At 68.6% G+C, this 22,458-nt stretch carries 22 protein-coding genes; 12 read left to right on the top strand and 10 right to left on the bottom strand.

Annotated features, from left to right (window positions below):
- Positions 1-101: 101 nt before the first annotated feature.
- A complete protein-coding gene (locus EZJ19_RS09520) occupies positions 102-1,640 on the bottom strand; it encodes a hypothetical protein (RefSeq protein ID WP_131446986.1) in 1,539 nt (512 codons plus the stop codon).
- Positions 1,641-2,415: 775 nt separating this feature from the next.
- Here EZJ19_RS09520 and EZJ19_RS09515 point away from each other — a divergent pair.
- Positions 2,416-2,637 (top strand): hypothetical protein, encoded by a 222-nt coding sequence (locus EZJ19_RS09515; RefSeq protein WP_131446984.1) that lies wholly within the window; start codon positions 2,416-2,418, stop codon positions 2,635-2,637.
- Positions 2,638-2,647: 10 nt separating this feature from the next.
- Here the strand turns inward: EZJ19_RS09515 and EZJ19_RS09510 are convergent, their stop codons facing one another.
- The 3 genes from EZJ19_RS09510 to EZJ19_RS09500 all read right to left on the bottom strand — a co-directional run bounded on the left by EZJ19_RS09510 (position 2,648) and on the right by EZJ19_RS09500 (position 5,671).
- Complete coding sequence (locus tag EZJ19_RS09510; RefSeq protein ID WP_131446982.1) at positions 2,648-3,922, bottom strand: dicarboxylate/amino acid:cation symporter; 1,275 nt, start codon at positions 3,920-3,922, stop codon at positions 2,648-2,650.
- Positions 3,923-4,004: 82 nt separating this feature from the next.
- Positions 4,005-4,664, bottom strand: coding sequence for a phosphate signaling complex protein PhoU (gene phoU / locus EZJ19_RS09505; protein ID WP_131446980.1), 660 nt, complete (start codon positions 4,662-4,664; stop codon positions 4,005-4,007).
- A 95-nt stretch (positions 4,665-4,759) separates the two neighbouring features.
- Positions 4,760-5,671, bottom strand: coding sequence for a mechanosensitive ion channel family protein (locus EZJ19_RS09500; protein ID WP_131446978.1), 912 nt, complete (start codon positions 5,669-5,671; stop codon positions 4,760-4,762).
- Positions 5,672-5,913: 242 nt separating this feature from the next.
- On the opposite strand from EZJ19_RS09500, the gene EZJ19_RS09495 reads away from it, so the two are divergent.
- From EZJ19_RS09495 to EZJ19_RS15870, 3 genes are all read left to right on the top strand, one after another.
- Positions 5,914-7,314, top strand: a complete 1,401-nt coding sequence (locus EZJ19_RS09495; protein ID WP_131446976.1) for a DEAD/DEAH box helicase — start codon at positions 5,914-5,916, stop codon at positions 7,312-7,314.
- Positions 7,315-7,599: 285 nt separating this feature from the next.
- A complete protein-coding gene (locus tag EZJ19_RS16605) occupies positions 7,600-7,731 on the top strand; it encodes a hypothetical protein (protein ID WP_276320105.1) in 132 nt (43 codons plus the stop codon).
- 139 nt (positions 7,732-7,870) lie between these two features.
- Positions 7,871-8,038, top strand: a complete 168-nt coding sequence (locus EZJ19_RS15870; protein ID WP_165873536.1) for a hypothetical protein — start codon at positions 7,871-7,873, stop codon at positions 8,036-8,038.
- Between the two features lie 9 nt (positions 8,039-8,047).
- Here the strand turns inward: EZJ19_RS15870 and EZJ19_RS09490 are convergent, their stop codons facing one another.
- On the bottom strand, positions 8,048-8,437 hold the full coding sequence (locus EZJ19_RS09490) for a hypothetical protein (protein ID WP_131446974.1): 390 nt from the start codon (positions 8,435-8,437) through the stop codon (positions 8,048-8,050).
- Between the two features lie 303 nt (positions 8,438-8,740).
- Between EZJ19_RS09490 and EZJ19_RS09485 the strand changes: the two genes are divergently transcribed.
- The 4 genes from EZJ19_RS09485 to msrB all read left to right on the top strand — a co-directional run bounded on the left by EZJ19_RS09485 (position 8,741) and on the right by msrB (position 11,036).
- On the top strand, positions 8,741-10,096 hold the full coding sequence (locus EZJ19_RS09485; protein WP_131446972.1) for a (Fe-S)-binding protein: 1,356 nt from the start codon (positions 8,741-8,743) through the stop codon (positions 10,094-10,096).
- The gene (locus tag EZJ19_RS09480) at positions 10,093-10,329 is read left to right on the top strand and encodes a hypothetical protein (RefSeq protein WP_131446970.1); all 237 of its coding nucleotides are present in this window, start codon (positions 10,093-10,095) and stop codon (positions 10,327-10,329) included. Before EZJ19_RS09485 ends, EZJ19_RS09480 begins: the two co-directional genes overlap by 4 nt.
- Positions 10,330-10,413: 84 nt before the next feature.
- The gene (locus tag EZJ19_RS09475; RefSeq protein ID WP_131446968.1) at positions 10,414-10,614 is read left to right on the top strand and encodes a hypothetical protein; all 201 of its coding nucleotides are present in this window, start codon (positions 10,414-10,416) and stop codon (positions 10,612-10,614) included.
- Positions 10,611-11,036 (top strand): peptide-methionine (R)-S-oxide reductase MsrB, encoded by a 426-nt coding sequence (msrB, locus tag EZJ19_RS09470; RefSeq protein WP_131446966.1) that lies wholly within the window; start codon positions 10,611-10,613, stop codon positions 11,034-11,036. The genes EZJ19_RS09475 and msrB overlap by 4 nt, the downstream gene beginning before the upstream one ends.
- A gap of 75 nt (positions 11,037-11,111) precedes the next feature.
- Here the strand turns inward: msrB and EZJ19_RS09465 are convergent, their stop codons facing one another.
- The gene (locus tag EZJ19_RS09465; protein ID WP_206199384.1) at positions 11,112-11,699 is read right to left on the bottom strand and encodes a hypothetical protein; all 588 of its coding nucleotides are present in this window, start codon (positions 11,697-11,699) and stop codon (positions 11,112-11,114) included.
- Between the two features lie 37 nt (positions 11,700-11,736).
- The gene (locus tag EZJ19_RS09460; protein ID WP_131446964.1) at positions 11,737-12,210 is read right to left on the bottom strand and encodes a hypothetical protein; all 474 of its coding nucleotides are present in this window, start codon (positions 12,208-12,210) and stop codon (positions 11,737-11,739) included.
- A gap of 201 nt (positions 12,211-12,411) precedes the next feature.
- On the opposite strand from EZJ19_RS09460, the gene EZJ19_RS09455 reads away from it, so the two are divergent.
- The 4 genes from EZJ19_RS09455 to tpx all read left to right on the top strand — a co-directional run bounded on the left by EZJ19_RS09455 (position 12,412) and on the right by tpx (position 17,834).
- A complete protein-coding gene (locus tag EZJ19_RS09455) occupies positions 12,412-13,626 on the top strand; it encodes a 1-acyl-sn-glycerol-3-phosphate acyltransferase (RefSeq protein WP_131446962.1) in 1,215 nt (404 codons plus the stop codon).
- A complete protein-coding gene (locus EZJ19_RS09450; RefSeq protein ID WP_131446960.1) occupies positions 13,627-14,466 on the top strand; it encodes a phosphatase PAP2 family protein in 840 nt (279 codons plus the stop codon). It begins immediately after the preceding gene.
- Positions 14,463-16,970, top strand: a complete 2,508-nt coding sequence (locus EZJ19_RS09445; protein WP_131446958.1) for a PEP/pyruvate-binding domain-containing protein — start codon at positions 14,463-14,465, stop codon at positions 16,968-16,970. Before EZJ19_RS09450 ends, EZJ19_RS09445 begins: the two co-directional genes overlap by 4 nt.
- 363 nt (positions 16,971-17,333) lie before the next feature.
- Positions 17,334-17,834: a thiol peroxidase gene (gene tpx / locus EZJ19_RS09440; protein ID WP_131446956.1), complete on the top strand. Its 501-nt coding sequence runs from the start codon at positions 17,334-17,336 to the stop codon at positions 17,832-17,834.
- Positions 17,835-18,041: 207 nt separating this feature from the next.
- Here tpx and EZJ19_RS09435 read toward each other — a convergent pair whose 3' ends face one another.
- The 3 genes from EZJ19_RS09435 to aas are packed head-to-tail and all read right to left on the bottom strand — an operon-like array spanning position 18,042 to position 22,431.
- On the bottom strand, positions 18,042-18,503 hold the full coding sequence (locus tag EZJ19_RS09435; protein ID WP_131446954.1) for a YccF domain-containing protein: 462 nt from the start codon (positions 18,501-18,503) through the stop codon (positions 18,042-18,044).
- 50 nt (positions 18,504-18,553) lie between these two features.
- Entirely contained in the window at positions 18,554-20,284 is a 1,731-nt protein-coding gene (locus EZJ19_RS09430; protein WP_131446952.1) for an MFS transporter, read from the bottom strand.
- On the bottom strand, positions 20,281-22,431 hold the full coding sequence (aas, locus tag EZJ19_RS09425; RefSeq protein WP_240754725.1) for a bifunctional acyl-ACP--phospholipid O-acyltransferase/long-chain-fatty-acid--ACP ligase: 2,151 nt from the start codon (positions 22,429-22,431) through the stop codon (positions 20,281-20,283). The genes EZJ19_RS09430 and aas overlap by 4 nt, the downstream gene beginning before the upstream one ends.
- Positions 22,432-22,458 lie beyond the last annotated feature (27 nt).

Raw genomic sequence — 22,458 nt, 5'->3', positions numbered from 1 at the left:
CGGCGTTAAGCTTTTTGTATTGGGCGCTTATTTTGAAATTGGACTTCCGTCCCCACCACGTTTCCGCTTGGCTGCCACGAACAACGTCCCGTGCGGGTAATTCACCTTCGCCCCCACACCAGCCACATTTCGTCGTGGTACAGCAGCTCAAAATGAGTAATCACGTAGTCTCCAAATTCGTCCACCAAGAAATCGCGACTCGCCACTCGCGCCGGCACCTCCGGAATCAAAATATATTTTGCTCCACCCACTACGGCGGCCGCTGGCGCGATGTTTCCATGTGAAATATTTACGCCATCGTGATACCAGAGGTAATCGCCCGATGACGGCGGCAACGCCATCAGATACGGGAATGGGTTGGAAAAATCAAACGTAACCACGCTTCCGCGGCCGAATTGGCGCTGAACCTCTTTCAGCACTTCGACACCACGTCCAACCGAATACAAATAATCCTCTTGAAATATTTCCTGGCGCGGGTTACGTCCCTTGAAATATTCCCGAAGCCCACCGATGGTTATCGAATGTTTTTTTGATAACTCATAAAATAGCGAATATCGTGCTTCACGTACAATAAAGCGACTTGAGAGCTCAGTAGGCACAGGAAACGTATACATGATCGGGTGATTTTCATTACGCCAGTAGGTACGCGTTGCCGAGATCCTATTAAGCATCTCGGGCCCGATGTAGAGCAGACTCAACAGCAGCAGAAGAGCATATGAAAGCCGTCCATCCCGCCGTTTCTCTGATTGGCCATGGGTTATTTGAGTGGCTAACACGAGAACAAAAATTTCCGGCAAAACGAATAATTGACGTTGGTAGTTACCAATGTAAATTAAAACACTCCCGAAAAATATCGCGACGGAAACCACCAGAGGAATCAGGCGCCCAACTGTGGACTCGGCGTCATTACGCGCCACGATCCACGCACTGCCCACCACCACGCTAAGATAAATATAATTGTTCCCGACAACTTTCCAGAACCTCCCAACAACATCAACGCTACCGGCCTTAGCGATCGCCGACTCCCCGATATCCTTCCAATATGCGAAATAGAATTCTGGAACACTCCAAAACATCACCAAACAAATTCCAAAGAGTAGCAACAATGAAATAAAAATCGCGCGACGCAACTCAGGCCGTGACATAAACAGCAGCAGGATTATTCCACCCCACGCCGCGAAATAGCTTACCTTAAGATGGAGCAACAAAAAACCAGAAATAATAAAATATACAATATCTATCTTTACGTCACACTCTCCAATAGTTTTTTTGAAATATCCGATCAGCAATATCAAGAATGCGTAGCCAATTCGATTATAAAACATCGCAAAGGTTACTTCGTCCCCACCCGCCTGTATCGTCGCTGGAGCGGCGAGCATTAAAACAACGTAGGTGACATACAAGAATCCGACAACACCATCCAAACGCGTAACCGCGATGCGAACCGCCATCAAAGCAAAAAGGATTGTTAGCAGCGCCAGTCCGTGCTGGATTGTCGGACCAAAACTCGGAATATTTCCCGCAATTATCGGCAGGTAATAACAAAACGCGCCTAACGGCGTATGGTAATCTAGATGCGGAATTTGTCCCAATGAAACACGATATATTCCGTCCTGAAAAATAAATACGTCCTGCAACATGGTATCCAGGTAGATTCGTGGGTGCGATATCAAAACACGAACCATGTACCACACAAGAAAGAGCGAATACACATACAAAAAATATTTAGTCTTTGCCCCCGCATTAATTCTTTGAATATATCCAAACGAACAAACCATAGTTACCACCGAATATTTATTTTAATAAAGCGTACAAATCGATTTATATGTATAACAGAGCCAGCGCTATACACACCCGTAGCGGGCATCCGAAGACAGGAGCGTGGGAAGCCGTAAGCCGCAGACGGCCTTCCTAAACAACCGGACCCGTTGTCTAGCGGTTGGAAAAATCGGGCGCTCCTGCATTTTGTTTTTCTTATTTCGTAGACGAAGTCAGTTGTTCCACTGCCTCATGGTTTCGGACTAGTTTCCACTGGCCCATCCGTCCGAATCACTGCCGCGGATAGACCGAGCGTCGGCGGTGTAACCCGTGCACAGCACGAAAACAGGGCACGCCGTCGTTCTTGGTCAGTCTGCGCCTCGTCGGCATGTCTTTGCAACGGTCTGAAGAGGCGCAAGCGCCCTACCTTCCGCTTGCGCACGCGGCAACGCGCCTCTGTGTTGTGTAGGGCGTAGCGCCGAGGCCATCGATATCGGTAACGTTTGCCTAAGGAAATGGTCTGGGGGTCGTTTCACCCGTCGGTGGGTTCGCAAAATCCTGGAGGTCCGAAGGGGGTTTAGCAGGCCGTGCCGGTGCGCCGTCGGGACCGCGGCGCATGCCGGCCTGGCAACCCCCGAACACCGCCTGGAAATGCCGTTGCAGGCCTGCGGCCAGTACGGCTGGACGGTGCGCGCCCACTTCACGCTGGACGGCCACCCGCGCATCACCGAGTGGAGCGGCAGCTACGTCATGCAGAAGCCGTGGCTGGCCCGGCGCACCTGGATCATCGGCGACAGCGAGCAAATCCAGCCCTGGAACATCAACTGGTTCCTGTTCCGCGCCCCGCCGGCGCCCGGCGAGACGGCCTGTCCCGATTGACGGCGCCCGCTCAACCGGTCGCCTGCGCCAGGGGACGCTCGCCCTCGCTGCGGGCGATCACCACGGCGCCGCAGGAGTCGCTGAACATGTTGACGCTGGTGCGGCACATGTCGAGGACCCGGTCGGTGGCCAGGATCAGGCCGATCGCCTCGGCCGGCAAGCCGAAATGGCCCAGGATCAGGGTGATGGCGACCAGGCTGGCGGCCGGGATGCCGGCCACGCCGATCGAGGTCAGGAGGGCGAGCAGGACCACCGTCAATTGCTGGGCGAAGGACAGGTCGACGCCGTAGGCCTGGGCGATGAACAGCACCGCCACGCATTCGTACAGCGCCGTGCCGTCCATGTTGACGGTGGCGCCCAGGGGCAGGACGAAGGAGCTGACCCGCTCGGACACGCCGGCCCGCTTCTCCACGCAGTCCATGGTCAGCGGCAGGGTCGCCGAGGACGAGGCGGTCGAGAAGGCGGTCAGCATGGCCGGGCTCATGGCGCGGAAATGCCGCCACGGGCTGGCCCGGCCGAACACCCGCACCAGCACCGGCAGGACCACGAACATGTGGATCGCCAGGGCGGCCAGGACGGTGAAGAAGAACTCGGCCAGGGACCGGAAGCTGTCGAGGCCGGAACCGGCGACCACCTTGGCGACCAGGCCGAACACGCCGATGGGCGCGAAGCGCATCACCAGCTCGGTGAACTTGAGCATAGCCTGGGCCGCGCCCTCCCAGAAACGCCGCTGGGTGCCGGCCAGGTCGGCGGGCAGGCGGGTGACGAAGTAGCCGAACAGCAGGCTGAAGACGATCAGGCCGAGCATCTCGCCCTCGGCGGCCGCGGCGACGATGTTGGGCGGCACCATGCGCAGGAAGATCTCCACCAGGTCGCCGGCGTCGCGGTCGGCCACCTTGGCGAGGGCCGCGCCGGTGCCGGCGTCGAGGCCCAGGCTGCGGGCCGCGGGGACGCCGTCCAGCACGCCCGGCTGGACCAGGTTGACCATGGCCAGGCCGACCAAAACCGCGAGCAGGGTGGTGGTCAGGTAATAGGCCAGGGTCTTGCCGCCCAGCCGGCCCAGCCCCTCGGCGGCGCCGCTGCCGCTGACCCCGGCGATGATCGAGGTAACGATCAGCGGCACGATCAGCATCTTCAGGGCGTTCAGGAACAGGCTGCCCAGGAAACCATAGATCGCCAGGACGGAGACGCCGAACAGCCGGCTGTCCGGCGTCGTCGCCAGTCCGGCCAGGAGCGCGAGGGCAAGGGCGATGACCACCTGCCAGTGCAGTGCGAGTCGGGACATGGGGTACCTCGTCGGTTGCAGACGGGGCAAAGTCTACGGCAGCCGGCCGGGCCGCGAAAACCCGGGTCCGGACGGGCGCCGGTCAGTTCAGTTCGACTTCGACCCCTTCGACGCGGAAGATGACTTGTTCCGCGATGTTGGTGGCGCGGTCGCCGCAACGCTCCAGGTTGTGGGCGATCCAGAGCATGCGCGAGCCGTTGTGGACGTGGGCCGGATTGGCGCGCATGGCATCCATCAGGGCGCCGCTCAGGTGGTGCAGCAAGGCGTCCAGCTCGTCATCGTCGGCACCGACGCGGCGCGCCAGGGCGGCGTCGTTCTCGCGGTGTGCGCGCATGGCGTGGCTGAGCATGTCCTGGCACAGGCCGGACATGCGCTGGACGTCGAGCAGGCCGAGCGCCGACAGGTCGTCGCCATCCATCTCGAGCACGCTGGCCGCGATGTCGGCGGCGTAGTCGCCCATGCGCTCCAGCTCGGAGGTGATGCGCATGTCGGCGATGATGTCGCGCAGGTCGTGCGCCACGGGCTGCTGCGAGGCGATCGCGACCAGGCAGTCCTGCTCCAGCAGGCGACGCTTCTCGTTCAGGTTGACGTCGTTGCGGATGAGCGCCTCGCACACGCCCTGATCCTTCTTCACCAGGCAGCGGATGGCCGCGTCGATGGCATTGCCGACCTCGTCGAAGAGGGCGGCCAGGTTGACCTCGATCTGGTGTTTCTTGGCTTCGAGCATGTAGCGGGTGTCCATTTGCACGTATTCCAGGGGCAATTTCGGTAGATGGCGAACATACCAGTCCGGCGCGCCAGCAATATTTCAGTAATGTTAAATCGCGCGCCGCCGGCTCAGGCCCGCCGCCGGTCGAGCGCCATCTGCAGGGCCGGCGCCGAGCCGTCCTTGGCCTGGCCGGGATACACGGTCAGGTGCGGGAAGGGGATCTCGATGCCACGCTCGTCGAAGGCCCGCTTGAGACGGCGCAGGAACTCGCGCCGCACCCCCCACTGCTCGAGCGGCTGGACCTTGAAGCGGCAGCGGATCACCACCGCCGAGTCGGCCCACTTGTCGACCCCGGCCATCTCCAGGTCGTCCAGGATGCGCCGTGCCATGTCCGGGTCCTGGCGCAGCGCGGCGCCGACCGTGCGCATCACCGCCATGACCTCGTCGAGGTCCTCGCGGTAGGCGACGCCGACGTCGATCACCGAATAGGAATGGCCGCGGCTCATGTTGGTGACCGTGCTGACGGCGCCGTTGGGGACGTAGTGGACGTTGCCCTCGTAGTCGCGCAGCTTGATGTAGCGCAGGGTCACCTCCTCGACCAGGCCGCCCTTGCCGGCCACCTCGACCACGTCGCCCTGGCGCAACTGGTCCTCGAGGAGCAGGAAGAAGCCGGAGAAGTAGTCCTTGACCAGGCTCTGGGCGCCGAAGCCGACCGCGATGCCGAGCACCCCGGCGGTGGCCAGGACGGGCGCGATCGAGATGCCCAGCGCGCTCAGCACCAGCATGGCGGCGACCAGGACGATGGCCACCGAGGCCAGGTAGCGGAACACGCGGCCGAGGGTGTCGATGCGTTTGACCTCGTCCGGGTCGTCGCCGGCCTGGGTCATCAGGAAGGCCTTCAGGGCGCGGATGGCGCGCCCCGAGTAGCGCAGCGCCAACCAGGCCAGGAGCAGGATGACGGCGATGTGCAGGCCGGCCTCGTAGAGGCGGGCCAGGCCCTCGACGGAATGTCCGCCGAGGCGGCTCAGTATGGCTTCCATATCGGTCTCCCCAGTGTGCGGTCCTGCAAGTCCGACGCCGACCGGGCGACCGGGTTCCCGACGATTTCGGCGCGGCAAACGCGCGCCGCTCTGCTATGATCGCCGCCGCGGCACCCGAACCAGTCTCCCTGCCGCGCCTATTGGTGGCTCGTATCCCCTACCCGCATCCGCCCCTGACTGGCACCCGCCCCGCGACTGCAACGTCGCCGTGGTGACCGGCCGATGTAATTTCCGGAGTTCCCATGAAGTTTTCCGATCTCGGCCTGGCCGAGGAAATCGTCCGTGCCGTCACCGAGCACGGCTACGTCACCCCGACGCCGATCCAGGCCCAGGCGATTCCGGCCGTGCTCTCCGGCGGCGACCTGCTGGCCGGCGCGCAGACCGGCACCGGCAAGACCGCCGGCTTCGTCCTGCCCATCCTGCAGCGCTTGTCCGACAAGACGGCCAAGGGCCCGGCCGCGGGCCGGGCGCCGGTGCGCGCACTCATCCTGACGCCGACCCGCGAACTGGCCGCCCAGGTCGAGGAGTCGGTACGCATCTACGGCAAGCACACCCGGCTCGCCTCCATGGTCATGTTCGGCGGCGTCAGCATCAACCCGCAGATCCAGCGCCTGCGCAGCCGGGTCGACATCCTGGTCGCCACCCCGGGCCGCCTGCTCGACCACGTCGAGCAGAAGACGCTGGACCTCTCGCAGGTCCAGATCCTGGTCCTCGACGAAGCCGACCGCATGCTCGACATGGGCTTCATCCGCGACATCCGGAAGGTCCTCGCCCTGCTCCCGAAGCAGCGCCAGAACCTGCTCTTCTCGGCCACCTTCTCGGACGACATCAAGGCCCTCGCCGACAGCCTGCTCGACCGTCCGGCGCTGATCGAGGTGGCGCGCCGCAACGCCACCGCCGACACCGTCGCCCAGACCGTCTACTCGGTCGACCGCGACAAGAAGCGCCAGCTCCTGTCGCACCTGATCCAGACCCGGCAGTGGTACCAGGTCCTGGTCTTCACGCGCACCAAGCACGGCGCCAACCGCCTGGCCGAGCAGCTCGGCAAGGACGGCATCCCGGCCCTGGCCATCCACGGCAACAAGAGCCAGGCGGCCCGCACGCGCGCCCTGAGCGAGTTCAAGAGCGGCAAGCTGCAGGTCCTGGTGGCCACCGACATCGCGGCGCGCGGCATCGACATCAACGAGTTGCCGCACGTCGTCAACTACGAGTTGCCCAACATCCCCGAGGACTACGTCCACCGCATCGGCCGTACCGGCCGGGCCGGCGCCGAAGGCGAGGCGCTCTCCCTGGTCTGCGTCGACGAACTGGACTACCTGAAGGGCATCGAGCGCCTCATCAAGCGGCAACTGCCCAGGCAGGTGGTGGCCGGCTTCGAGCCCGACCCGAACGCCAAGCCGGAACCGATCCAGCTGCGCAGCCCGGACCACCAGCGCGGCCAGCCCGGCCGCCGTCCGGCCGCCGCCAAGCCGGCGGGTAGCAAGCCGGCCGGGGCCAAGCCCGCTCCCGCCAAGCCGGCCGCCGGCAAACCCGCCGGGGCCAAGGCGGGCGGCGCCCCGCGCCCCAAGGCGCGGCCGGGCGGCGAGGTCAAGGGCGGCCGGGCCACCGGCGCCAACCACCACTCGGGCGGCCGCGGCCGCTGAGCCGGACCCCCGACCGCGGCCGGCCGGGCGGGCACGCTCCCGGCGGCCGCGCCGCCGGCACCGTGATGTACCGGCCGTCCCGCTGACGCGGCGGCGGCCGGCCCCCTCCTGATACACCCGTACTACCACCAAAGACTCGATCCGCCTACCTCCACGGACGGATCGAGTGTCGCCGCGCCCCGGCCGATTACCCGGATGTCGGCCGGGACGTCCCATCGCGGCCCGACGACACCCCGGGCGCCGCGGCGGCCGGACGGCGATAGCACACAAACCAAGGAGGACACCATGAAATTACTGCCGGACCTGATCCTGAACGGCGGCCTGATCGCCCTGACCATCGACGTGGCCGGCCTGTTCGGCGAGATCATCACCTCGCTGTTGGGCAAGGTCGCCCTCGCCCTGGCGTTCGGCAGTTGAGCCAGCCGGCGGATTTCAGTGCCGAAAGATGGAAATTCCCTATTGGCAGTCTCAGGAATCGCCGTTGTCTGCCGATGATGTCGGCAGGGCCGGCAGCGGCCGTCCGGTGGCATCGCCCCGGAGGCGGACAGACATAGCAATGACCAGACGAGACCCCTACGAGTGGCTGCGCAGATATCTGCCGACGATACTCATCGTCGTCGGCGTCGCGGCCTTGTCCATCGACCTGGCGCTCGACTACGGCTACTGGTTCGTCAAGCTGTACGCCCAGACCATGCACGCCCTCCGGGCCGCAACCGGCAAGTAGGACGGCCGCTCAGCGGCCCAGCGCGACGACCAGTGCGGCAACACCGGCGAGCAGGGCCGCCAGGGTCAGCCAGGCCACGCCGACCAGGCGTCGGCGGTTGAGTTCGATGCGCTCGACCAGGCTGGCATTCTGCTCCGCCAGTTCCTTGATCAACTCGCCGGAGGCGAGCAGTTGCCGGCGCAGCGCGGCCGTCTCGGCCTCCAGGGCGGCGACCCGGGCCGGGACGGCATCGGCCGGCGCGGGGGCGGCGGACGCCTCGACCGGCACCGCCGCGTCGCCGGAACGACCCCGGCCCATCGCCTGCCAGAGCCGCTTGGCGCCGTCGGCGACCTTGGGCGCGTTGTTGATGACATCGGACCAGGGCACGCTGGTCAACACCGTCAGCCAGGGGATGGCCATGAAACTACCTCGCTCGCTCGCATCGACAGGGCGATTTTGGCATCCGTCCGGGGCAAAAACGAAATCCCGCCTGTCCGGCGCATCCGCACGGCCCCCGGAAATTGTCCCGGGCGCGACAAGGCGGATAGCGCCGGGCCACCGCCGGCGGCCACCCCGGCCGGGCGGCCGGGGCCGTCCTGGCGGGCGGCCAGGCCTTTGATTCGACAGGATTCCCGCCCGGGCGGTAAGGACGAAGGCCGAATCGGCCAATACCTCCGTCGCCTGGCCAGGGACCGTGGCACCCGGCTTGCTTCCCCTCTATTCATGAAAACCCATCTGGACTGGTCCGCCTACGATACCTACGGCGCCGGCGACGCCTACGCCGGCATCCCGGCCACCGGCGGCAACTACGCCAAGGCGGTGGCGGTGTGCATGAACAACCGGCAATGCCAGCGCGACGGCAAGGGCGTCATGTGCCCGAGCTACCGGGTCACCGGCGACCCGGCCCATTCCACCCAGGCCCGCGTCGCCGCCTTCAAGGCCGCCCTGAACGGCGAACTGGGCGACGACCCGTTCGCCCACCCGGCCCTGGCCGAGGCCATGGAGTTGTGCGTCTCCTGCAAGGCCTGCAAGAAGGAATGCCCGTCCGCGGTCGACATGACCCTGATCAAGACCGAATACCTGGCCCAGCGCAACGAGCGCCTGGGCGCACCGCTGCGCAGCCGCCTGCTGGCCGGCCTGCCGGCCTGGCTGCACCGGCGCCGGCGGGCCCTGGCCACGGCCCTGCGCTGGCGCGCCCGCTCGCCGCTGCTCGCCCGCCTGGCCGAGAAACTGCTCGGCATCGCCGCCCGCCGGCCGTTGCCGGCGCCGGCCCCGCAGCCCTTCGCCGCCATCGCCCCGGAACCGGCCGCCGAGGCCCCGCGCGGTACCGTGATCCTGTTCGTCGACACCTTCAGCCACCATTTCGAGCCCGAGGTCGCCGAAGACGCCCGGGCGGTGCTCGAGGCCGCCGGCTACCGGGTCCGGGTGGCCCGGCCCGCGCCCGACGACGCCGAGCCCGAGCGGCCGCTCTGCTGCGGCCGCACCTACCTCTCGGCCGGCCTGGTCGAGCAGGCCCGGCACGAGGCCAGGCGCACCCTCGCCGCCCTCGCCCCGGCCCTGGCCGAGGGCGTGCCGGTGGTCGGCCTGGAGCCGTCCTGCCTGCTCGCCCTGCGCGACGAGTTCTACTGCCTTGGCCTGGGCCCGGACGTAGCCCCCCTGGCCAAGCAGGCCTGGCTGTTCGAGGAATTCCTCCTGCACGAATACAACAAGGGCCTGCGCCTGCCGCTCAAGCCGATCACCCCGGGCCGGGCGCTGGTGCACGGCCATTGCCACCAGAAGGCGTTCGGCGCCATGAAATCGGTGCGCAAGGTGCTGGGCTGGATACCGGGGTTCGAGTTCGAGCTGATCGAGTCCAGCTGCTGCGGCATGGCCGGCGCCTTCGGCCTCGAGGCCGAGCACTACGACATCTCCATGCAGATGGCCGAACAGGCCTTGCTGCCCGCCGTGCGCGCGGCCGGCGACGCCGTCATCGTCGCCGACGGCTTCTCCTGCCGGCACCAGATCGAGGACGGCAGCGGCCGCAAGCCCATCCACGTCGCCACCCTACTCCACCTATCCATGACCGGAACCCAGCCATGAGCCAGTTCAAACCCTGCGCGGGCAAGACCGCCTGCCGCGACGACAACGTCAACTGCCTGGTCTGCGGGCGCAGCCTGCAGGCCATCGAAGCTACCCGCAAGCTGATCGACGGCCTCACCGAGCTGGCCATGGCCGAGGACTACGACAACGTCGACGAGTTCGCCGCCTACGTCGCCGCCAAGGTGGTCAAGAAGGTGCGCCACCGGCGCGAAGGAAGCACTTCTACCGACTAGCCAGGCCTGGCGTTTTCCGTTACAAGTCTCCTGACGCGCAGTCCCGCGCGCGTTCAATCCAGCCAAAATGAGGAGACAAAACAAATGGAACAATCGAGCAACTGGATCCTGCAGGAGGGGGTGCAGATGGACCCCAAGGTCGCCGAGGACGTCGCCCGCATGGCCTGCGCCCTGAAGAGCCTGGACATCTTCTTCTCCATGCTGCGCGAGGAGGAGGAGACTCCCGACGACCTGCGCCAAACCGTGCAGGATGGCCTCGACGCCATGGCCCGCCTGTTCCGATGAGCCGTTCCGCCTCCGGCCACGACCTCACCCCACCCAGCGCCGAGGCAAAGGCGGCGCTGGCGGCCGGGCTGAGCGAAGAGGAACGCCGGGTCATCCTTTACCAGGGCACCGAGCCGCCCTTCTGCGGCGGCCTGCTCAAGGAGAAACGCCCGGGCACCTTCGTGTGCCGGTTGTGCGGTCTGCCGTTGTTCCGCGCCGAGACCAAGTTCGAGTCCGGCACCGGCTGGCCCAGCTTCTACCAACCCTGCGATCCCGAACACATCCGCGAGCTGCGCGACACCAGCCACGGCATGATCCGCACCGAGATACGCTGCGCCCGCTGCGACGGCCACCTCGGCCACGTCTTCCCGGACGGCCCGGCGCCGACCCGGCTGCGCTACTGCCTCAACTCGGTGTCGCTCGGCTTCGTCGCCGACCCCTAGAACCGCCCCGGCGCACGCCGGCTCCCCGGCCATCCGCGCCGCCGGGCGTCCAGTCCGGCCGGCCCCGGGACAACGCTATGCCGGTGGCTCGGCGGCGCCCCGCGAGACGCCCTCCCCGGCGGCCGGCCTGACCGCCGGTGCCGCCGGCGCCGGACACCCGGCCGCCTGGCCCAGGCCCTTCAGGTAGGCGCGCCGGACGATGCCTGCGGCGATCGCCGCCGACACCTCCTTGGAATGCCGCTCCGCCCCGGACAGTTTGCGTATCCAGGAACGGAACGGCAGGATGCCCGCCGCGGCATGGCGCGCCGTGTCCACCGCGGTCTCGCCGATGAAGTCGGCACCCCGCTCGACCAGGCCCTCGTCGGTATCCTTCCTGGAACGGTCGAGGTCCGGTCCGAGCACCTCGTCGAGTGCCTTGACCTGCTCCGCCAGGGCCGTGCAGCCGCCGTCGGCCGGCGCGCCGTAGGGCGACTTGCGCGCCGCCGTCAGCACGTCCGGGATCTTGGTCCGGACCAGGTTGAGATCGCTCAGGGGGGTCGCCGCGATGTCCTTGATCTGCTTGCCGTCGGCGCCGGCGTCCGGCTTGTCGGCCGGTTCCGGCGTGGCCGACGTCGCGCAGGCGGCCAGCAGCGGGACGAACATCAGGAAAGTGCGCTTATCCATTTCGCCATGCCTCCGCTTTCGGAACCACGTCCCGCCGTCAGGGTGACGCCGGCAGGACGACCAAGTAGGCATTTCCATCGTAGCAGCGCAACCAGACCACCGCCTGGCCGACCCGGCCGCTGGCCTGGACGGCGCGCCCCGGGGTGGCCGCCGGGGCCACCCAGCCGGGGAAATCGAGACCGGCCGGGAGGCGCCAGACGGCCTCGGCGAGCGCCGGCACGGGCGCCGGCACCAGGCCGGTCGAGGTGGCCAGCGCACGGCAGGCGGCGGCGTCGAGGCGGCGCTGCAGGTAGTAGCCCATGGGCCTGGCGTCCGGATCCGGCTGCCAGGCGGCCAGGCGGGCGCCACCGGCCAAGGCCCGGCCGTCCGGGCCGAGCAAGCGCCGAAGTTCCCCGGCCGGGCCATGCTGCCACTGGATGAAACCGGCCAGGCCGACCGCGACGGCCAGCGCAACGACCGCGGCGATGCCGCGCGGCCCCATCAGGCCGCCCCCCGCGCCGGGCTTTCCCAACCCGGCCGCCGGCCGACCTCCACGTCCCCATCGCGCACCATGCTGTCTCCTTGCCGATCCGATAGCGCGAGACTAGGCCGGTTGCGGCGGTCGCGCCAGTGCCTTCGGCCTGGTCGCGGCATGGTCTTTACTCACCGGCGCGTTCCGGGATAATCGGGCCGATCCCGCCCCATCGGAACCATACGAAGGACAACCACCCCGATGCCACCGGCGCACGCCCCCTCGGGCCACTGGTTCAACCGCTTCCTGACCCGGCTCTACTATCACCGGGTCAGCGTCCTCCATCCGGAACGCCTGCCCGGGGCCGGCCCGGTTCTCTATCTCGGCCTGCATCGCAACGGCGCCGTCGACGGCTTCGTCTACGCCGCCGCGCTGCCGCGCGCGGTGTTCATGATCTCCACCCAGCTGCGCCGCAGCGCGATCGGCCGGATGTTCTTCCGCGGCATCGAGGTGGCGCGCGCCAAGGACGCCGAGCGCGGCATGGCGGTGGACAACCTGGCCGCCCTCGGTGCCTGCGTGAACCAGGTCGCGGCGGGCGGCGCCCTGTTCGTCCTGCCCGAGGGCAGCAGCGACCTCGGTCCCCGCCACCTGCCCTTCCAGAAGGGCGCGGCGCGCATCCTGTACCGCCTCCTGGCCGAGGGCACGCGGCCCGCCGTGGTGCCGCTCGGCATCCACTACGAGGCGGCACCGGACTGGCAAAGCGACGTCGAGCTGGTGGTCGGCGAGGCGGTCGACACCACCCTGCCGGAGGGATTGACCGAAGCCGAGGCCGTGCGCCTGCTGCACCGGCGCATCACCGAGGCCATGGAGGCGGTCGGCGTGAACGCGCCCGACGCCGACACCTGGGCCGACTGGCAGCGCCTGGCCTATGCCGCCAGCCTGGGTACCGGACGCTCCTACTTCGCCGCCCTCAAGGCCCTCGAACGCGGCACGCCGGACCTGGCCGCCGTCGCCGCCGAGATGCGCGCCGAGGTCGAGGCCAGCCGGCCGCGCCTGCACCAGGGCGTGCCCCTGATGCCGATCCGGCATGCCTGGGCCTACGCCGTCCTGGCCGCCCTGCTGGCGGCGCCGGTGGCCACCGCCCTGGTCCTCAACCTGCCGGCCGTCCTGGCCGCGCGTTGGGCCGGCCGGCGCTTCGCCGATGCGCCCAACACCGTCGCGCTCTGGCGCCTGCTGGTCGGGGTGCCCGGCCTCGCCCTTTGGGCCGGCCTGCTCCTGGCCGCCGCCCTGGCCTCGGGCCACGGCCTGCTCTGGCCGGCCTACGCGGCACTGTCCTGGCTCGGCCTGCGTTCCCTGTACCGGCTGCGCAAGCTGGCCGTGAGCCTGGCCAACCTGGCCCGGGGCGGCGGCCTGCGCGCCCGCCTGCTCGAATGGCACACCGCCATCGACCGCGCCATGACCGGGGCGGGCGTCTGAATGGCGCGCCTGCTGCCGCACGAATGGCTGTTCGGCGCCTACCTGGCCCTGACCTGGCTGCGCCTGGTCGCGGCCCAGGGCGTGCTGGGCGGCGACGCCCTGATCTACCTGGCCGGCCTCGGCCTCGCCGCCGGCCTGGCGGTCTGGGGGGAACGGCGCGCCACCGCGACGGCGTGGCGCTGGCGCCTGCTCTACTACCCGGTCGCCATGAACCTGTATTTCCAGGAGATGCGCAACGCCATCCCGGCGCTCACCGCCTACCGCTTCGACGCCGACCTGCGCGCCATCGACCGCATCCTCCTGCCCGACTCGCCGGCCTTCCTGCTGCAGCCCTACGCCAATCCTGCCCTGACCGAGCTGTTCAGCCTGGCCTATCTGCTGTTCTTCCCCTACCTGCTGTTCAGCCTGATCTACTACTTCGTCGGCGAGCTGCCCCGGCTCAAGGCCTTCGTGGCCGGCCTCTTCTCGCTCTACGGCATCGGCTTCCTCGGCTACACCCTGGTGCCGGCCGCCGGCCCCTATCTCGCCTACGACTTCGCCGCGCCGCTGGCAGGCGGGCAGCTGACCGCGTGGAACGCCGAACTGGTGCGCCAGGGCAGCATCGGCGTCGACGTCTTCCCCAGCCTGCACGTCGCCGTGTCAGGCTACCTGCTCGGCTTCGATTTCCGCCACAAGCGCCGGCGCTTCTGGGCCTACCTGGGACCGTGCGTCCTGCTCTGGCTGTCCACCCAATACCTCCGCTACCACTACTTCATCGACGTGCTGGCCGGCGTCGCCCTGGCGCTGTTCGCGCTCCGGGTCGCCGAACGGCAATACCGCCTCGAAAGGATAGACTCGTGACCTGGACCTTCGCCTTCTCCGCCCCGGCGGCCGTCGAAACCGAACTGGTGGGCGGCAAGGGCGCCAACCTGGCCATCCTGACCCAGCGCGGCTTCCCGGTGCCGCCCGGCTTCGTGGTCGGCGCCGACGCCTACCGTGCCTTCGTGCGGGCGGCCGGCGACCTCCTGGACCGGGTCGAGTCGTTCAGCTTCGACGACCCCACCGCCCTGGTCGCCGAGGCCGCCGAACTGCGCGCGCAACTGCACCGGGTCGCACTGCCCGCCGAGGTGGCGGCGGCGATCCGCGCCGGCCTGGCCGGGTTCCCGGCGGAGGCCGCCTTCTCGGTGCGTTCCTCGTCCACCTTCGAGGACCTCGCCTCGGCCGCCTTCGCCGGCCAGCACGATACCTTCCTCAACGTCATCGGCGCCGACGCCATACTCGACCGGGTACGCGACTGCTTCGCCTCCCTGTGGCAGGACCGGGCCATCGCCTACCGCCGGCGCCAGGGCTTCGGCCAGCGCGAGGCCACCATGGCCGTGGTGGTGCAGAGCATGGTGCGCTGCGAAGTGGCCGGGGTCGGCTTCACGGTCAACCCGGTCAGCGGCGCGCTCGACGAGATGCTGGTCAACGCCAACTATGGCCTGGGCGAGTCGGTGGTCAGCGGCGAGGGCGAGGTCGACCAATACGTCCTGGCCAAGGACGGCACCCTCCTGTCCAGCCGGATCGGCCGCAAGACCCGCCGGGTGCGCTGCGCCGAACAGGGTTCCGAGGAGGTGGAGATCGACGACGCCGAGAGCGCCCTGCCCTGCCTGACCGAGGCGCGCCTGGGCGAACTGGCCGACCTGATGCGCCGGGTCGAGGCCGCCTACCAGTTCCCCCAGGACATCGAATGGGGCTTCGACGCCGCCGGCCTGCACCTGCTGCAGTCGCGCCCGGTCACCAGCATCCCGGCGCGCTGGACCCGGGACGAATCGGCCGAACGCTTTCCCAACGCCATCACGCCGCTGGCCTGGGACATGGTGGAGGAAGGCTTCCATCGCTCGCTCAACCACTCCTTCCGCCTCATGGGCTACCCGCCCTTCGCCGGCAAGTGGTTCGGCATCCACGGCCACTACATCTACGGCAACCAGAACGCGGTCGAGCTGTACGGCGCCCGCGCGCCCTTCAAGATCACGTCGCTGGCCGACCTGGAGGCGCAGCTGCCGACCATCCGGGAACGCTTCGCCTGGGTCCAGAGCCTGCCCATGGAATGGTCGCGCGACCTCGACCGCTATCTCCTGGGCATCGGCGAGTTCATGGCCGAGCCGCTCGCCGACAAGGACCTGCGCGGCGTCTGGGACTACGTGCTCAAGGTCAACCGGCTGGGCAGCGACTACTTCCTGCCCAACATCGCCATCTCCATCACCCAGCGCACCCTGTACAAGGTCCTGCTCGGCCTGCTGTCCATGCTCGCCGGCGGCGCCGAGGCCGGCGCGCAGCTGTTCGATGATTTAATGGCCCACTGCGAGACCAAGACCGGGGTGATCAACAAGGAACTCTACGGCCTGGCCCGCGACATCCGCGCCGACGCCGCCCTGCACGCCCTGGTCGACGCCCGGCCGTCGCGGGAACTGTCAAGCGGGGACGGCCTGGCCGGGCATCCTCGCTTCGCCGCCCGGTTCGAGAAGTTCCTGGCCGACCACGGCCACCGGGAGACGGACTTCGATCCCTACCACCCCACCTGGCGCGAGGCCCCCTGGGTGGTCCTCGACAACCTGCGCCTGATGGCCGCGGCGCCGCCCGCCGAGGAGCCGGAGGACAAGGAACACGCCCTGCGCCGACGCCAGCTGCAGGCCGAGATCGCCCTGTTCGCCAAGCTGCCGGCCGCGCTGCACTTCTTCATGCACGAGCTGCTGCGCCTGGCGCGCGCCTACACCACCCTGGACGACGTCGAGCATTACCAGACCACCCGCCTCACCCTGCCCCTGCGCCGGGGCCTGGCCGAGCTGGGCCACCGCCTGGCCCGGCGCGACGTGGTGGCCGAGCCCATGGACGTGTTCTTCTGCCGCTACGAGGCGCTCGACGCGGCCATCCGCGCCGACGACGCGGCGCGCTGGGACCGCCTGGCCGAGGCGGTGCGCGCCGAGAAGGCCGCCTACCTGGCCGACCGCGCCGCGCCACCGGCCTGGGTGCTGGGCGAAGCGGCCGCCACCGAGGCCGGCGCTGGCGACCTCACCGGCCTGCCCGGCAGCCCCGGCCAGGCCGAGGGCGAAGTCTACCTTGTCCACTCGCCGGACGACTTCGCCAACTTCCCCAAGGGCGCCGTCCTGGTCGCCCGCACCACCAACCCGGCCTGGACGCCGCTGTTCTATTCCGCCTGCGCGGTGGTCACCGAGAGCGGCGGCCCGCTCTCGCACGGCGCCGTGACGGCGCGCGAGATGGGCATCCCGGCGGTGATGGCGGTGCACGGCATCCTGGCCGCGGTCAGCAACGGCCAGCGGCTGCGGGTGGACGGCCGGGCCGGGCGGGTGACCGTGATCGACTGAGGCGCCGCCGGGACCGGGCCAGCGGCGAGGCCGGGCCGCCGGGGGAACCCGATACCCGCCGGCCGGGGTGGCACGCCTTCCGCCCGGTTGGGCGGCGCGGTGTATTAACCGAGCAAATATTGGAAATTAAAATAATTACATTGTTACATCATTGAAAATATATATAGTGCGCCGCGCAATAGTTCACCGAAGCGCCTTGCTTCCCGAGCGACCGGTTCGGCGTCGAGGGAGCGGACCCTGGCCACGACGACCGACGTGATCCAGCGCCCGCGCCCGGCTCGATCGATTGCTCGCGCTTGTGCAGGTGCGACGCCGCGCGGCGCACCGTTGACCCTGTCCCAATCCCACCAAGGAGACCTAAAGATGGCTGCCGTAACCTTCCTGAACAACCCCGTCAACCTGGCCGGCAATGTGCCCGCCGTCGGTTCCACCGCCCCCGACTTCAAGCTCGCCGACAAGGATCTGAACGACGTCACCCTGGCCACCTATGCCGGCAAGCGCAAGGTGCTCAACATCGTGCCGAGCCTGGACACCCCGACCTGCGCCGCGTCCACCCGCCGCTTCAACAGCGAGGCCAGCAGCCTGGCCAACACCGTGGTGCTGGTGATTTCCGCCGACCTGCCGTTCGCCCAGGCCCGCTTCTGCGGCGCCGAAGGCCTGAGCAACGTGGTCACCCTGTCGACCATGCGCGCCGGCTCGTTCATGGAAGACTACGGCGTGCGCATCGCCGACACCGGTCTGGTCGGCCTGACGGCCCGTGCCGTGGTCATCCTCGACGAGCAGAACCGGGTCATCTACACCCAGTTGGTGCCCGAGATCGCCAACGAGCCCGACTACGACGCCGCGCTCGCCGCCCTGAAGTAAGCCGTTATCGCCGGTTTCCGGGCACCGCCTTCAGGTTCCGGTCTGCCTGCGCAGGCCTGAACCCGGAGGGCCTTTCCCGGCCGGCCACCGTCCCCGGCCCGAGCGCGGCAACGCGTGAACGGCGGCCAGGCGACGGTCCACGAATGCCATGCGGCGCCGACCGTTCAACACCCGGCGATCGCCCGGTCGGAAAGCCATCCAGCCAGCTCAGCCGCCGTTCCGCGCCGCCGCCACGGCCGCCTGCGCCCCGGAGCGCCTGGCCGCCGCGGCCACTTCCGCGGTCACGACGGTCTTGCCGATGGGCGCCAAGGCAATCCCGGCCAGCTTGAGGTGCTGGATGCCGAACGGGATGCCGATGATGGTGATGAAGCAGGCCAGCGCCGAGGCGATGTGGCCGATGGCCAGCCAGACGCCCAGGAAGACGAACCAGAGGACGTTGCCGACGATGCCGAGGGCGCCGGTGCCGATGTCGTCCCGGCCGCTCAGCTCCTTGCGGCTCACGGCCTCGCGACCGAACGGGAAGAAGGTGAACTGGCCGATGACGAAGCAGGCCCGCCCCCAGGGGATGCCGACGAGGGTGACGAAGGCGATCAGGCCGGCGAACCACCAGGCCAGGCCCATGAACACCCCGCCCAGGATGAACCAGAGGAAATTGCCGATTGCGCGCATCGTGTCTCGCTATCTTCAGTTGGCGGGCGCTACCGGCGACGCCCGCCGGATCAGTTCGGCCCGGCCGTCCCGGGCAGCGTTCCGGCCACCGCCTCCACCCGCATCCGGCTGCGCGCCCATAGGCTGGCGGCCGGCTGCAGGACGACCCGGAACACCGGCACCGGCGTGGCGTCCCCGAGCAGCGCCTCGGGCGCAATGGGGTTGTGCGCCACCGCCACCAGCTGGCCATCCGCCAGGGCGGCCCGGCCCAGGCGGGCGTGGTCGGCGAAGATGGCCTTGGCCCGGCGCAGCATGAGGCCGTAGCCGGGCCGGCGCGCCAGCTCGGCATCGACCAGGAAACGGATCGGCCGCTCGCAGGCCGCCATCACCGCCACCAGGTCGCGCGGCCGGATCTTCTCCGGGCTCTCCAGTACCAGCACGGCACCGTCGTGGGGCGGCAGCCGTTCCATGCCCTCGGCCTCGATGCGGCCGGTCAGGCGCAGGGCCAGCCAGACCACGAAGCGGATCAGGAATTCGGGCACCATCAGATAGATGTACAGGGCGACGACGGCATTCATCACCGCCGCCACGGCGAACAGGTCCGGAATGCTCAGGCCGGCCGCCAGCAGGCCGGTCGCGGCCAGGGCACCGGCGACCATGAACAGGGCGTTCATGATGTTGTTGGCGGCGATCACCCGGGCGCGCGCCTCGGGCCGGCTGCGCTGCTGCACCAGGGCGTACAGCGGCACGATGAAAAAGCCGCCGAACAGGCCGATCAGGGCCAGGTCGGCGAGGACGCGGACGCTGCCCGGCTGGCCGAGCAGTTCGGCCAGGGCGAGCGGCGCCCCGCCCGGCAGGAGCGCGGGGGAATGCAGGGCGAGGTCGAGGGCGAACAGGGTCAGGCCGATGGAGCCGAACGGTACCAGGCCCAGCTCGATGCGCCGGCCGGACAGCCGTTCGCAGGCCAGGGAACCGAGCCCGACGCCGACCGTGAAGGTGGCCAGGAGCAGGGTCACGGCGGTCTCTCCGCCACCCAGGACGTTCTTGGCGTAGGCCGGGAACTGGGCCAGGAACAGGGCCCCGAACAGCCAGAACCAGGACACCCCCAGGATGGACTGGAACACCGCGTTGTTCTCGCGCGCGTAGCCGATGCAGCGCCAGGTCTCGGCCAGCGGGTTGGGATGGACCACCAGGTCGGGGGCCGGCGCCGGCGCCGTCGGGATGGCCCGGCTGGCCAGGTAGCCGGCCGCGGCGACCAGGAGGCCGACCGCGGCGATGGCCAGGGGCGCGCCGGCCCCGGCCAGGAGGCCGCCGGCCAGGGTGCCGAGCAGGATGGAGACGAAGGTGCCGGCCTCGACCAGGGCATTGCCGCCGAGCAGCTCGTCCGGGTGCAGGTGCTGGGGCAGCAAGGCGTACTTGATCGGCCCGAACAGGGTGGAATGCAGGCCGAGCATGAACAGGGCGACGAACAGCCAGGTCAGGCTGGTGAGCCAGAAGCCCACGCCGGCCACCGCCATGATGGCCATCTCCAGGACCTTGACCAGGCGGGCAAGGCGGGCCTTGTCGTACTTGTCCGCCAGCTGCCCGGCGGTGGCCGAGAACAGGAAGAAGGGCAGGATGAACACCCCGGCCGCCAGGTTGGCGAGGATGCCGGCCGGCAGGCTGGTCCAGCGCGCCGCCTGGAAGGTGAGCAGGACCACCAGGGCGTTCTTGAACACGTTGTCGTTGAAGGCGCCCAGGAACTGGGTGACGAACAGGGGCAGGAAACGCCGGGTGGCGAGCAGGTGGGATTGGCCGCTCATGCCGCCTCCGCCATGGCCTGGAGGGTGACGTAGTCGGTCTTGCCGGTGCCCAGGAGCGGCAGCGCTTCGATGCGGACGATCTTGCGCGGCACCGCCAGTTCCGCCGTGCCCAACTCGCGCGCCTTGGCCTGCAAGGCCTCGCGGCTCAGGCCCGGGTCGGTGGTGTACAAGACCAGGGCCTCGCCCTTCTGGGCGTCCGGCTGGGTGGTGGCGGCGTGGGCGGCATCCGGCGCGGCGGCGTAGGCCAGCTTCTCGACCGCCTCCAGGGAGACCATCTCGCCGGCGATCTTGGCGAAGCGCTTGACCCGGCCGACGATGCGCACGAAGCCCTCGCCATCCACCTCGACGATGTCGCCGGTGGCGTACCAGCCGTCGCCGGCCTCGGAGGCGGGCGGCTCCAGGGTGCCCGGATGCTCGACCCGGTAGTAGCCGGCCATGACATTGGGGCCGCGCACGTGCAGCAGGCCGCCCCGAGCTATGCCGGGCACCGGCACCAGGCGGTGCTCGACGCCGGGCAGGAACTGGCCGACGCTGCCGCTGCGGTAGGCCATGGGCGTGTTCACCGCCAGCACCGGCGCGGTCTCGGTGGCGCCGTAGCCCTCGAATATGCGCAGGCCAAACTTCTCGAACCACAGCTCGCGCACCGGCGCGGCCAGCTTCTCGGCCCCGGCCACGACGTAGCGCAGGCGGTAGAAGTCGTAGGGGTGGGCATTCTTGGCGTAGTTGGCGAGGAAGGTGCTGGTGCCGAACAGGACGGTGCAGCCGCGGTCATAGGCGATCTCCGGGATGACCCGGTAGTGCAGCGGGCTCGGGTACAGGAACAGGTTGCAGCCGGTCAGCACCGGCAGCAGGGTGCCGGCGGTGAGGCCGAAGGAGTGGAACACCGGCAGGGCGTTGAGGAATTTGTCGTCGACCGAGAAATCCACCACGGCGCGGATCTGGGCGATGTTGGCGAGGATGGCCCGGTGCGGCAGGACGACGCCCTTGGGCTTGCCCTCTGAACCGGAGGTGAACAGCACCACGGCCGGGTCCTCCGGGCTGCCCGGATGTTCGAACCAGCGCGGCACGCGCAGGGCCCAGGCGACCAGCCAGAGCTTGTCGAGTAGGCCGATGCCGGCGCGCAGGTCCTCCAGGTAGAGCAGGCGCACGCCGGTGAGGCCGGCCAGGGTGTCGGCCAGGCGGGCCTGGGCGACGAAGGCGCGCGAGGTGACCACCACCTCGACCTCGGCCGCCGTGCAGGCGGTGCGCAAGGCGTCGGCGCCGGCGCTGTAGTTGAGCATGGCTGGCGCCCGGCGGCGCGCGCCGAGGCCCAGGATGAGGGCGATGGTGGGGGCCAGGTTGGGCAGCAGCAGGCCGATGCGGCCACCCTCGCCGCCCGGCCCGGCGGCGCGCAGCACCAGCCGGGTCAGCATCAGGGTCATCTTGAGCAGGTCGTTGTAGGAATACTCGATCTGGCGCATGTCCTCGACCAGACGGCGCCTGCGGCCGTGAATGGCCATGGCGTCGCAGAACGCCCCGTACAGGGTCTGACGCGGCCGCGAGGCGAACAGCATGTCCTGCATCAGTCGGCGCATGGCCTCGCCGGCCGCGCGCCGGCGCATGCGCGCCGGTCCGCCCGCCGCCACCTCGATGCGCCGGGGCGGCAGGATGGACAGGGTGACCCGGGGTAGCAGGCGACGCGGATAGTGGCCGGACAGGCGCGAGAAATAGCTGCGCGCCGGGCCGTCCAGGCGTACCGGGACGATTGTGGCGCGGCTGCGCGCGGCGACGAAGGCGGGGCCGTCGTAGACCTTCATCAAGCTGCCGGTGACCGTGATGCGCCCTTCCGGGAAGATCACCACCGGGCGGCCGCTCTCCAGCAGCTTGACCACGCGTTTCATGGCCATGGGACTGGTGGGGTCCACGGCCAGGTAGTCGACCGCCGCCAGCAGGAGCCGGAACCACGGGTTGGCGACGATGCCGGTGTGCACCACGAAGACCGGATCGATGGGCAGGAACAGGCCGAGCAGGAGGCCGTCCAGGAAGGATTCGTGGTTGGCGACGATGAGCAGCGGGCCGGCGCCGAAGACCTCGAGGTCGCCCTGGACGCGGACCCGGAACAGGACCCGGGCGAGCGGGCGCAGCAGGGCTCGGAGCAGTTCGCGCATGCGGGACCTCCCTGGTCGGTGGGCGCG

The organism is Parasulfuritortus cantonensis (assembly GCF_004337445.1).
Taxonomy (GTDB): domain Bacteria; phylum Pseudomonadota; class Gammaproteobacteria; order Burkholderiales; family Thiobacillaceae; genus Parasulfuritortus; species Parasulfuritortus cantonensis.
This window is presented reverse-complemented; position numbering and strand designations above follow the sequence as displayed.

What these genes read in the sequence shown, in the direction of transcription:
- msrB (WP_131446966.1), top strand. Translation starts at nt 10,611, where the DNA reads ATGAGCCGTTCCGCCTCCGGCCACGACCTCACCCCACCCAGCGCCGAG.
- EZJ19_RS09485 (WP_131446972.1), top strand. Translation starts at nt 8,741, where the DNA reads ATGAAAACCCATCTGGACTGGTCCGCCTACGATACCTACGGCGCCGGC.
- EZJ19_RS09450 (WP_131446960.1), top strand. Translation starts at nt 13,627, where the DNA reads ATGGCGCGCCTGCTGCCGCACGAATGGCTGTTCGGCGCCTACCTGGCC.
- EZJ19_RS09455 (WP_131446962.1), top strand. Translation starts at nt 12,412, where the DNA reads ATGCCACCGGCGCACGCCCCCTCGGGCCACTGGTTCAACCGCTTCCTG.
- EZJ19_RS09430 (WP_131446952.1), bottom strand. Translation starts at nt 20,284, where the DNA reads ATGAGCGGCCAATCCCACCTGCTCGCCACCCGGCGTTTCCTGCCCCTG.
- EZJ19_RS09475 (WP_131446968.1), top strand. Translation starts at nt 10,414, where the DNA reads ATGGAACAATCGAGCAACTGGATCCTGCAGGAGGGGGTGCAGATGGAC.
- EZJ19_RS09490 (WP_131446974.1), bottom strand. Translation starts at nt 8,437, where the DNA reads ATGGCCATCCCCTGGCTGACGGTGTTGACCAGCGTGCCCTGGTCCGAT.
- EZJ19_RS16605 (WP_276320105.1), top strand. Translation starts at nt 7,600, where the DNA reads ATGAAATTACTGCCGGACCTGATCCTGAACGGCGGCCTGATCGCCCTG.
- EZJ19_RS09500 (WP_131446978.1), bottom strand. Translation starts at nt 5,671, where the DNA reads ATGGAAGCCATACTGAGCCGCCTCGGCGGACATTCCGTCGAGGGCCTG.
- aas (WP_240754725.1), bottom strand. Translation starts at nt 22,431, where the DNA reads ATGCGCGAACTGCTCCGAGCCCTGCTGCGCCCGCTCGCCCGGGTCCTG.
- EZJ19_RS09465 (WP_206199384.1), bottom strand. Translation starts at nt 11,699, where the DNA reads ATGGATAAGCGCACTTTCCTGATGTTCGTCCCGCTGCTGGCCGCCTGC.
- EZJ19_RS09520 (WP_131446986.1), bottom strand. Translation starts at nt 1,640, where the DNA reads ATGTTGCAGGACGTATTTATTTTTCAGGACGGAATATATCGTGTTTCA.
- tpx (WP_131446956.1), top strand. Translation starts at nt 17,334, where the DNA reads ATGGCTGCCGTAACCTTCCTGAACAACCCCGTCAACCTGGCCGGCAAT.
- EZJ19_RS09510 (WP_131446982.1), bottom strand. Translation starts at nt 3,922, where the DNA reads ATGTCCCGACTCGCACTGCACTGGCAGGTGGTCATCGCCCTTGCCCTC.
- EZJ19_RS15870 (WP_165873536.1), top strand. Translation starts at nt 7,871, where the DNA reads ATGACCAGACGAGACCCCTACGAGTGGCTGCGCAGATATCTGCCGACG.
- EZJ19_RS09480 (WP_131446970.1), top strand. Translation starts at nt 10,093, where the DNA reads ATGAGCCAGTTCAAACCCTGCGCGGGCAAGACCGCCTGCCGCGACGAC.
- phoU (WP_131446980.1), bottom strand. Translation starts at nt 4,664, where the DNA reads ATGGACACCCGCTACATGCTCGAAGCCAAGAAACACCAGATCGAGGTC.
- EZJ19_RS09495 (WP_131446976.1), top strand. Translation starts at nt 5,914, where the DNA reads ATGAAGTTTTCCGATCTCGGCCTGGCCGAGGAAATCGTCCGTGCCGTC.
- EZJ19_RS09435 (WP_131446954.1), bottom strand. Translation starts at nt 18,503, where the DNA reads ATGCGCGCAATCGGCAATTTCCTCTGGTTCATCCTGGGCGGGGTGTTC.